Annotated in this window: 2 protein-coding genes and 1 pseudogene; all 3 read left to right on the top strand. The window is 68.2% G+C overall.

Annotated features, from left to right (window positions below):
- Window positions 1-550 (top strand): type II secretion system F family protein (locus tag AB4Y84_RS22030; protein ID WP_442250981.1); only part of this gene is annotated, 550 nt, incomplete at its 5' end.
- Between the two features lie 49 nt (window positions 551-599).
- Entirely contained in the window at window positions 600-1,043 is a 444-nt protein-coding gene (gene gspG / locus AB4Y84_RS22035) for a type II secretion system major pseudopilin GspG (protein WP_032951922.1), read from the top strand.
- Between the two features lie 6 nt (window positions 1,044-1,049).
- Window positions 1,050-1,187 (top strand): annotated as a pseudogene (locus AB4Y84_RS22040) (type II secretion system protein XpsH); the annotation flags it as partial.

The following is a 1,187-nucleotide window of genomic DNA, read 5'->3' on the forward strand; positions in this document are numbered from 1 at the left end:
CTGGTGGGTGCTGCTGCTGGTGGTGCCGGGCGTGCTGCTGCTGTTGTTCGAACGCAAGGCGCGGCAGCCCGCGTTCCGTCTGGCACTGGATGGCTGGCTGCTGCAACGCCGCGGCATCGGCCGCCTGCTGGGCGAGCTGGAAACCGCGCGGCTGGCGCGCACCCTGGGGACACTGCTGCGCAACGGCGTGCCACTGCTGGGCGCGCTGGGCATCGCCCGCAACGTCCTTGGCAACCGCGCCCTTGCGGCAGACCTGGAGACCGCCGCCGACGAGGTCAAGAACGGCACCGGCTTGTCGCTGGCGTTGTCGCGCGGCAAACGTTTTCCCCGGCTGGCGCTGCAGATGATCCAGGTTGGCGAGGAGTCCGGCGCACTCGATACCATGCTGCTGAAAGCTGCTGATACTTTCGAACAGGACAGTGCCCGCCGCATCGACCGCCTGCTGGCGGCGATGGTGCCGGCGATCACCCTGGTGCTGGCCTCGGTGGTCGGCGCGGTGATCGTGGCCGTGCTGGTGCCGTTGTACGACCTTACCAACGCCATCGGCTGACGATGGCCTCCTTCGCAACCCCGACATCCCGTACCTGAAAGGACCGACCATGATTGCTTCCCGTCGACCGATCCGCCTTTCCTTCACCGCCGCACGTCACCAGTCGGGCATGAGCCTGCTGGAGATCATCATCGTCATCGTGCTGATCGGCGCAGTGCTGACTCTGGTCGCCAGCCGCGTGCTCGGCGGCGCCGATCGTGGCAAGGCCAACATCGCCAAGGCGCAGGTGCAGACCGTTGCCTCCAAGGTCGACAACTACCAGATCGACACCGGCAAGCTGCCCGCCTCGCTCAACGACCTGGTGACCGCACCGGCCGGCGTCGGTGGCTGGCTGGGCCCGTATGCCAAGCCTGCCGACCTCAACGACCCGTGGGGCCACGCGCTGGAGTACCGCGCACCGGGCGAGGGCCAGGCGTATGAACTGATCAGCCTGGGCAAGGACGGCAAGGCCGGCGGCAGCAGCGTCGACGCTGACATCCGCTACCAGCCGTAAGCGCGCATGCTGCTTTTCCTGCCGCGCCGGGTGTCACGCCCGCGCCTGCACGGCAGGCGCGCGGCGGGCCTGTCGCTGCTGGAAATGCTGCTGGTGATCGCGTTGATCGCGGCCATCGGGCTGATCACCGCCGCTGGCATGTCG

The sequence above is a fragment of the Stenotrophomonas sp. 2YAF22 genome (genome assembly GCF_052114665.1).
Classification (GTDB): Bacteria; Pseudomonadota; Gammaproteobacteria; order Xanthomonadales; family Xanthomonadaceae; genus Stenotrophomonas; species Stenotrophomonas indicatrix.

Coding starts and splice junctions, on each gene's coding strand:
- gspG (WP_032951922.1), top strand. CDS start 600: ATGATTGCTTCCCGTCGACCGATCCGCCTTTCCTTCACCGCCGCACGT.